Source organism: Streptomyces sp. NPDC030814, from assembly GCF_055572155.1.
On record NZ_JBVIDX010000007.1, the window covers coordinates 409944 to 417679 of the forward strand.

Sequence of the window (7736 nt, forward strand, 5' to 3'; positions counted from 1 at the left end):
GTCAGCTGGGTCCTGCCTTGTATCCGACACCACGGACAGTCACCACGATCTCCGGCCGCTCCGGGTCCTTCTCGACCTTGGAACGCAGCCGCTGCACATGAACGTTCACCAGACGGGTGTCCGCCGCATGGCGGTACCCCCAGACCTGCTCCAGCAGGACTTCTCGAGTGAACACCTGCCACGGCTTCCGCGCCAGCGCCACCAGAAGATCGAACTCCAGCGGCGTCAACGCGATCGACTGCCCGTCCCGCTTCACGGAGTGCCCGGCCACGTCGATGACCAGGTCACCTATGGCGAGCTGCTCCGGCGCCGGCTCCTCCGACCTCCGCAGCCGCGCCCGGATCCGGGCCACCAGCTCCTTCGGCTTGAACGGCTTCACGATGTAGTCGTCCGCGCCCGACTCCAGACCCACGACGACATCGACGGTGTCGCTCTTCGCCGTGAGCATCACGATCGGCACCCCGGACTCCGCCCTGATCAGGCGGCACACCTCGATCCCGTCCCGGCCCGGCAGCATCAGATCGAGCAGCACAAGATCCGGTTTGACCTCACGGAACGCGGCCAGCGCCTTGTCGCCGTCGGCTACGAAAGACGGCTCAAAACCTTCACCACGCAGCACGATGCCGAGCATCTCGGCCAGTGCGGTGTCGTCGTCGACGACAAGGACTCGTCCCTTCATAAACGACATCATCCCATTAACTAAATCGTTACCTGTCGTGACCTGCCACACAGCTCCGCAAGCGCACCGGCCGTCACCGGCGACACAGCCCCCTCCTCCGTGACGATCGCCGTCACCAACTCCGGCGGCGTCACATCGAACGCCGGGTTGTACGCCTGGGTCCCCAGGGGTGCCACCGGAATACCGCCTCCCGCCTCCGCTCCCGCCACCGGCACCTGGGGCGCTGTGATCTCCGTCACCTCATGACCCGCGCGCTGCTCCACCTCGATGGACGCCCCGTCCGGGGTGTCCGGATCCACCGTGGTCACGGGCGCCACCACGATGAACGGCACATGGTGGTAACGAGCCAGCACCGCGAGCGGATAGGTCCCCACCTTGTTCGCCACCGACCCGTCGGCGGCGATCCGGTCGGCCCCCACCAGCACCGCGTCGACCTCTCCGGCCGCGAACAGCGAACCCGCGGCATTGTCCGTGAGCAAGGTGTACGCCATCCCGCTGCGCGCCGCCTCGTACGCCGTGAGCCGGGCGCCCTGGAGCAGCGGACGTGTCTCGTCCACCCACAGCCTGCGCAGCCGCCCCGCCCGGTGCGCCGCCAGCGCCACCGCGAACGCCGTGCCCTCACCGCCCGACACCAGAGCCCCGGTGTTGCAGTGCGTGAGCACCCGGTGCCCGCCGCCCGGCAGCAGCTCGTCGAGCAGCGCCAGCCCGTGCCCGGCCATGCGGGTGCTGGCCTCGGCGTCCTCCTGGTGCAACGCCCGCGCGGCGGCGAGCGCGGCCGCCGCGGCCTGCTTCTGGTCGCCGGTGCGGCCGAGTTCGGCCAGGTACGCGCCCTGCGCGCGCCGCACACCGCCGGAGAGGTTCACCGCGGTCGGCCGGGCACCCGCCAGCGCCTCGGCGGCCTCCTCCACCGCGAAACCCCGCGCGGCGGCGAGCGCGACGCCGTACGCCCCGGCGATACCCAGCAGCGGCGCACCGCGCACGGCGAGCGAACGTATCGCCTCCACCAGCACGGACGCGTCCGTGCACACCAGCTCGACCTCCTCGGCCGGCAGTCTCGTCTGGTCCAGCAGAACCACGACGGGGCCTTCGGGTGGCTCCTCCCAACGGATCGCAGGGGTCTCGGTCGGCCGGGTGTCGTCGCCGGTTCGCGCGTACTGATCAGCCATGCGGCCAGTCTGCCCCGTATCCGACGGACAATTGAAGGTGCGCAGCCCATACGGCCCCTCGTCCCTTCTCGGACACCGCGTGGCACGATGGGCGCCAACCTGCCGCCGCGACCGCGGACGAGCACCGTGAAGGAGCGACGATGAAGGACACTCCGGGCTGGGCCTCGCCCGGATCGACCCCCTCGGACGGCCAGGACGCGGGCCGGCAGGACACCCCGCAGCCGGCCGACCAGAGCGGCGCGGACCAGACGCAGCCTCCGCCCAACTGGTCGAAGGAGCAGCCCCCGCCCGCCCAGTGGAGCAACCCGAGCCCGCAGGGCCCCGCTCAGGCGCCCCCACCACCGCAGCCCGCCCCGGGCTGGGGCGGCCACCCCGGCGGCCCGTACCCCGGCCCCGGCGGGTACGGCCCGCCCGGCGCCTACGGAGCCCCCGGCGGCCACCCCGGCCATGGGGCACCCGGATGGGGCGGCGGATGGGGCGGGCCCCCGCCCGCGGCCAAGCCCGGTGTGATCCCGCTGCGTCCCCTCGGCGTCGGCGAGATCCTCGACGGCGCTGTCTCCACCATGCGCACCCACTGGCGCACGGTCCTCGGGATCTCCCTGACCGTCGCCGTCGTCACCCAGATCGCGGTGATCCTGCTCCAGGGCCTCGTCCTGAGCGACACGGCGAACGCGGACGCCCTCAACGACCCCACCGCCACACCCGGTGAGCTGAGCCGCGCCCTCGGCGAGACCCTGCTCAGCACCACCGCCGTCCTGCTGATCTCCCTGCTGGGCACCATCATCGCGACGGCCCTCCTCACAACCGTGACCAGCCGAGCCGTCCTCGGCAAGAAGGTGACCATCGGCGAGGCCTGGCGGGACGCCCGCCCGCAACTGCTCAGGCTGGGCGGCCTCACCCTGCTGCTGCCCCTCATCGCCGTGCTGATCATGACCCTCGGCATCCTGCCCGGCATCCTCCTCATCGCCGGGGGCGGCGAAGGCGGGGGCATCGTCCTCGCCGTGTTCGGCGGACTCGGCGGCTTCGTCCTCACCGTGTGGCTGATGATCCGCTTCTCGCTCGCCTCGCCCGCCCTGATGCTGGAGAAGCAGGGCGTCCGCAAGTCCATGAGCCGCTCCGTCAAGCTGGTGCGCGGCTCCTGGTGGCGCGTCCTCGGCATCCAGTTGCTGGCCGCGATCATCGCCTACGTCGTCGCGTCGATCGTCGTGATCCCCTTCGCCGTCATCGGCACGGCCCTGGACGGAGAGGGCTTCTCCGGCCTCCTCACCGGCAGCACCGAACTCGGCTGGACCTACCTCGCCATCAGCGGCGTCGGCTCGGTCATCGGCTCCACGATCACCTTCCCCATCAGCGCGGGCGTCACCGTGCTCCTCTACATCGACCAGCGCATCCGCCGCGAGGCCCTCGACCTCGAACTGGCCCGCGCCGCCGGCGTCCAGGACTACGGCGGCACCGCCTCCACCGCCACACCGGGGAGCTGATGCGGTGAGACTCTCGGGGGGAGTTCCGACCGCCGTCCCCATCGCTTGGCGCTCGGCGGACGAACCACCGGTCACCCTCCCGCGCGACCCCGCGCGGGAGGCGGCCCGGCGCGAGCTGTCCAAGGGCATGTACCACGAGAACGACCCCAGTTGGTACGAACGCGCCATGGACGCCTTCTGGGACTGGATCGACAGACTGTTCGGCGCCGCGTCCGCCGCCACTCCCGGTGGCGCGATCGGCCTCGTCGTCATCGTCCTGGCCGTCCTGGCTCTCGTCGGCGCGCTGTGGTGGCGCCTCGGCACCCCGCACCGCACCCCCTCCTCCTCCGCCCAGCTCTTCGACGACCGCCCCCGCAGCGCAGCCGAACACCGCGCGGCCGCCGAGGCGCAGGCCGCCCAGGGCCACTGGAACCAGGCCGTCCAGGAACGCATGCGCGCAGTGGTCCGCTCCCTGGAGGAACGCGCCCTCCTCGACGTACGCCCGGGCCGTACCGCCGACGAGGCCGCCTCCGAAGGGGGCCGGGTGCTCCCCGCCCACGCGGACCGACTCCGCACGGCCGCCCGGGACTTCGACGACGTCATATACGGCGGCCGGCCCGCGGCCGAAGGCACGTACCGCCACCTCGCCGCCCTGGACGACGAACTGGAGCGCGCCAAGCCCGCCCTGGCCGGCAGCAGCGCCCGGAGCACGACGAGCACGGCCCACAACAGCCGCCAGGGGGCCGCCGGATGACCGCTGAGGCCATGCTCCCGAACACCTCGGCCTCGCCCACCGCCCGACAACTCTGGGGCCGTGCACGCGGTGTCGTCATCGCCCTGGTGATCCTCCTGGCCGCGGCAGTCGTCATCGCGGTCATCCGCTCGGGCGCCGAACACGGCCGCCTCGACCCGCGCTCCGCCGACCCCACCGGCAGCCGCGCGATCGCCGAACTCCTCGACGACAACGGCGTGTCCACCCGTGTGGTCACCACCCTCGACGAGGCCACCGCCGCCGCGGACCCCGACACGACCCTCCTGATCGCTGTCCCGGACCTGCTCACCGAGTCCCAGCAGCACCGCCTGCGCACGGCGACGACCACCTCCGGCGGCCGTACCGTCCTCGTCGCCCCCGACACCCCGTCCGTCGGCACCCTCGCCCCTGGGGTCACCGCCGACGCCGCCCCCAGCTTCGACTCCACGCTCGCCCCCGGCTGCGCCCTGCCGGCCGCCCGCCGTGCGGGCACCGCCGACCTCGGCGGCGTCCGCTACCGGGTCACCGCCCGCGACGCCGACACCTGCTACCCCGAGAGCGGTCTGCCCAGCCTCGTACGCCTCCCGGCGGCCGAAGGGGCCGGCGACACCGTCGTCATCGGCGCTCCCGACATCCTCTACAACGACCGCCTCGACGAGCAGGGCAACGCCTCCCTCGCCCTCCAACTCCTCGGCTCGCGCCCCCATCTGGTCTGGTACCTCCCCTCGCTCTCCGACGACTCGGCCGCCGACGCCGGCGACCGCAGCTTCTTCGACCTGCTCCCCTCGGGCTGGCTCTGGGGCACCCTGCAACTGTTCGTCGCGGGTCTCATCGCCGCGCTCTGGCGGGCACGCCGACTCGGCCCCCTGGTGCCCGAGAAACTCCCCGTCGCGATCCGCGCCTCCGAGACCGTCGAAGGCCGCGCCCGCCTCTACCGCAAGGCCAACGCCCGTGACCGTGCGGCCGCCGCTCTTCGCTCCACCACTCGCACGCGCCTCGCCCCCCTCGTAGGTGTCCCCGTCTCACGGGCGCACGCGCCCGAGGCCCTGCTCCCCGCTCTGTCCGCCCACCTCCGCGGCGACGGACAGACCCTGCACACGCTGCTCTTCGGCCCGCCGCCCAGCGACGACGCGGCCCTCATCGCCCTCACCGACCGACTCGACGCCCTCGAAAGAGAGGTACGCCGTTCATGATGGACCCGACCACTGACAACGCCGGGACCACAGGGGACCCGGGCTCCGCCCGTGCCTCCCTGGAGGCCCTGCGCGCCGAGATCGCCAAAGCCGTGGTCGGCCAGGACCCCGCCGTGACCGGCCTCGTCGTCGCCCTCCTCTGCCGCGGACACGTCCTACTGGAAGGAGTCCCCGGGGTCGCCAAAACGTTGCTCGTCCGCGCCCTCGCGTCCGCGCTGGAGCTGGACACCAAGCGCGTCCAGTTCACCCCGGACCTGATGCCGAGCGACGTCACCGGCTCCCTCGTCTACGACACGCGCACCGCCGAGTTCTCCTTCCAGCCCGGCCCGGTCTTCACCAACCTCCTCCTCGCCGACGAGATCAACCGCACCCCGCCGAAGACCCAGTCGTCCCTCCTGGAGGCCATGGAGGAACGCCAGGTCACGGTCGACGGCACCCCCCGCCCCCTCCCCGACCCGTTCCTGGTCGCCGCTACCCAGAACCCGGTCGAGTACGAGGGCACGTACCCCCTGCCCGAAGCGCAACTGGACCGTTTCCTCCTCAAGCTGACGGTTCCGCTTCCGTCCCGCCAGGACGAGATCGACGTCCTCAGCCGCCATGCCGCGGGCTTCAACCCGCGCGACCTGCGCGCCGCCGGCGTACGCCCCGTCGCGAACGCCGCCGACCTCGAAGCCGCACGCACGGCTGTGGCCAAGACGACCGTCTCCCCCGAGATCACCGCCTACGTCGTCGACATCTGCCGCGCCACCCGTGAATCGCCGTCCCTCACTCTCGGTGTCTCCCCCCGAGGCGCAACGGCCCTCCTCGCGGCCTCCCGCGCCTGGGCCTGGCTGACGGGCCGCGACTACGTCATCCCCGACGACGTCAAGGCACTCGCGCTCCCGACTCTCCGCCACCGCGTCCAGCTCCGCCCGGAGGCGGAGATGGAAGGCGTGACGCCCGACTCGGTCATCAACGCGATCCTCGCCCACGTCCCCGTACCCCGCTGATGGCCCCCACCGGACGCGCCGCACTCCTCGCGGCCCTCGGCACGCTCCCCGTCGGCATCTGGGAACCCAGTTGGACGGGCGTCCTCGCGGTGAACGCCCCTCTGGCCCTGGCCTGCGCCTGCGACTACGCCCTGGCCGCCCCCGTGCGGCGGCTGGGCCTCACACGCTCCGGCGACACCTCAGCGCGCCTCGGCGAAACCGCAGACGTCACCCTGACGGTCACCAACCCTTCCAAGCGGCCCCTGCGCGCCCACCTCCGTGACGCCTGGCCCCCGAGTAGCTGGGCCACCGGCACCGAGGTCGCCGCTTCCCGTCACCGGCTCACCGTGCCCGCGGGCGAACGACGCCGTGTCACGACGCACCTGCGCCCCACGCGCAGAGGGGACCGCCAGGCCGACAAGGTCACGATCCGCTCGTACGGCCCTCTCGGGCTCTTCACCCGCCAGGCAAGCCACAAGGTCTCCTGGACCGTGCGTGTGCTCCCCCCGTTCACCAGCCGCAAGCACCTGCCGTCCAAGCTGGCCCGCCTCCGCGAGCTGGACGGCCGCACCAGTGTCCTGACCCGGGGCGAGGGCACCGAATTCGACAGCCTCCGCGAGTACATCCCCGGCGACGACACCCGCTCGATCGACTGGCGCGCCACGGCCCGCCAGTCCGCGGTCGCGGTACGCACCTGGCGCCCCGAACGCGACCGCCACATCCTCCTCGTCCTGGACACGGGCCGAACCTCAGCGGGCCGCGTGGGCGACATCCCCCGCCTCGATGCGGCGATGGATGCCGCTCTCCTCCTGGCCGCTCTGGCCTCCCGCGCCGGCGACCGCGTTGACCTCATGGCCTACGACCGCCGCGTTCGAGCCCTCGTCCAGGGCCGGTCGGCGGGCGACGTTCTTCCGTCCCTGGTCAACGCGATGGCCCCGCTCGAACCGGAACTCGTCGAAACGGACGCCCGAGGCCTCACCGCCACCGCGCTCCGGACCGCTTCCCGCCGCGCCTTGATCGTCCTGCTGACAAGCCTGGACACGGCCCCCATCGAGGAGGGCCTCCTCCCTGTACTGTCGCGCCTCACTCAGCGCCACACGGTCCTGTTGGCATCCGTCTCGGATCCCCACGTCGCCCGCATGGCGAACTCGCGGGGTAACACGGAGGCCATCTATGAGGCCGCTGCCGCGGCCCAGGCCCAAGCAGACCGCAACCACACCGCCGAGCGACTCCGCCGCCATGGCGTCACGGTCGTGGACGCGACGCCGGAAAGCCTGGCGCCGGCCTTGGCAGACGCCTATCTGGCGCTGAAGGCAGCCGGGCGCCTGTAATCCTCTTCGGACATTTCCGCAGGGCGAGCAGGCAGTCTCCGAAAGGAGATCCCTGAACGCAGAAAGCCCCCGCCGGTTTCCCGGCGGGGGCTTTCTCAATGATTGTTCGGCGGCGTCCTACTCTCCCACAGGGTCCCCCCTGCAGTACCATCGGCGCTGTAAGGCTTAGCTTCCGGGTTCGGAATGTA

7 protein-coding genes and 1 rRNA gene are annotated in these 7736 nt (G+C 72.1%); 5 read left to right on the forward strand and 3 right to left on the reverse strand.

Annotation, left to right across the window (positions count from 1 at the left end; all coding sequences use genetic code 11):
• Nucleotide 1: 1 nt before the first annotated feature.
• Together mtrA and mtnA are read right to left on the reverse strand one after the other, a co-directional pair.
• A complete protein-coding gene (gene mtrA / locus ACZ43N_RS18495; RefSeq protein ID WP_206187907.1) occupies nucleotides 2-691 on the reverse strand; it encodes an MtrAB system response regulator MtrA in 690 nt (229 codons plus the stop codon).
• An 8-nt stretch (nucleotides 692-699) separates the two neighbouring features.
• A complete protein-coding gene (gene mtnA, locus ACZ43N_RS18500) occupies nucleotides 700-1845 on the reverse strand; it encodes an S-methyl-5-thioribose-1-phosphate isomerase (protein ID WP_468098608.1) in 1146 nt (381 codons plus the stop codon).
• A gap of 140 nt (nucleotides 1846-1985) precedes the next feature.
• Between mtnA and ACZ43N_RS18505 the strand changes: the two genes are divergently transcribed.
• Genes ACZ43N_RS18505 through ACZ43N_RS18525 form a run of 5 tightly spaced genes read left to right on the forward strand, consistent with a single transcriptional unit; the run spans nucleotide 1986 to nucleotide 7548 of the window.
• The gene (locus ACZ43N_RS18505; protein ID WP_468098609.1) at nucleotides 1986-3326 is read left to right on the forward strand and encodes a DUF7847 domain-containing protein; all 1341 of its coding nucleotides are present in this window, start codon (nucleotides 1986-1988) and stop codon (nucleotides 3324-3326) included.
• A 4-nt stretch (nucleotides 3327-3330) separates the two neighbouring features.
• Complete coding sequence (locus ACZ43N_RS18510; protein WP_468098610.1) at nucleotides 3331-4059, forward strand: DUF4129 domain-containing protein; 729 nt, start codon at nucleotides 3331-3333, stop codon at nucleotides 4057-4059.
• Nucleotides 4056-5249 (forward strand): DUF4350 domain-containing protein, encoded by a 1194-nt coding sequence (locus tag ACZ43N_RS18515; protein WP_468098611.1) that lies wholly within the window; start codon nucleotides 4056-4058, stop codon nucleotides 5247-5249. Before ACZ43N_RS18510 ends, ACZ43N_RS18515 begins: the two co-directional genes overlap by 4 nt.
• Nucleotides 5249-6238, forward strand: coding sequence for an AAA family ATPase (locus ACZ43N_RS18520; protein ID WP_468098646.1), 990 nt, complete (start codon nucleotides 5249-5251; stop codon nucleotides 6236-6238). The genes ACZ43N_RS18515 and ACZ43N_RS18520 overlap by 1 nt, the downstream gene beginning before the upstream one ends.
• Complete coding sequence (locus tag ACZ43N_RS18525; RefSeq protein WP_468098612.1) at nucleotides 6238-7548, forward strand: DUF58 domain-containing protein; 1311 nt, start codon at nucleotides 6238-6240, stop codon at nucleotides 7546-7548. Before ACZ43N_RS18520 ends, ACZ43N_RS18525 begins: the two co-directional genes overlap by 1 nt.
• Nucleotides 7549-7652: 104 nt before the next feature.
• Here the strand turns inward: ACZ43N_RS18525 and rrf are convergent.
• Nucleotides 7653-7736: ribosomal RNA gene (gene rrf / locus ACZ43N_RS18530) — 5S ribosomal RNA — on the reverse strand; the annotation flags it as partial.

Coding starts and splice junctions, on each gene's coding strand:
- ACZ43N_RS18520 (WP_468098646.1), top strand. CDS start 5,249: ATGGACCCGACCACTGACAACGCCGGGACCACAGGGGACCCGGGCTCC.
- mtrA (WP_206187907.1), bottom strand. CDS start 691: ATGATGTCGTTTATGAAGGGACGAGTCCTTGTCGTCGACGACGACACC.
- mtnA (WP_468098608.1), bottom strand. CDS start 1,845: ATGGCTGATCAGTACGCGCGAACCGGCGACGACACCCGGCCGACCGAG.
- ACZ43N_RS18515 (WP_468098611.1), top strand. CDS start 4,056: ATGACCGCTGAGGCCATGCTCCCGAACACCTCGGCCTCGCCCACCGCC.
- ACZ43N_RS18505 (WP_468098609.1), top strand. CDS start 1,986: ATGAAGGACACTCCGGGCTGGGCCTCGCCCGGATCGACCCCCTCGGAC.
- ACZ43N_RS18525 (WP_468098612.1), top strand. CDS start 6,238: ATGGCCCCCACCGGACGCGCCGCACTCCTCGCGGCCCTCGGCACGCTC.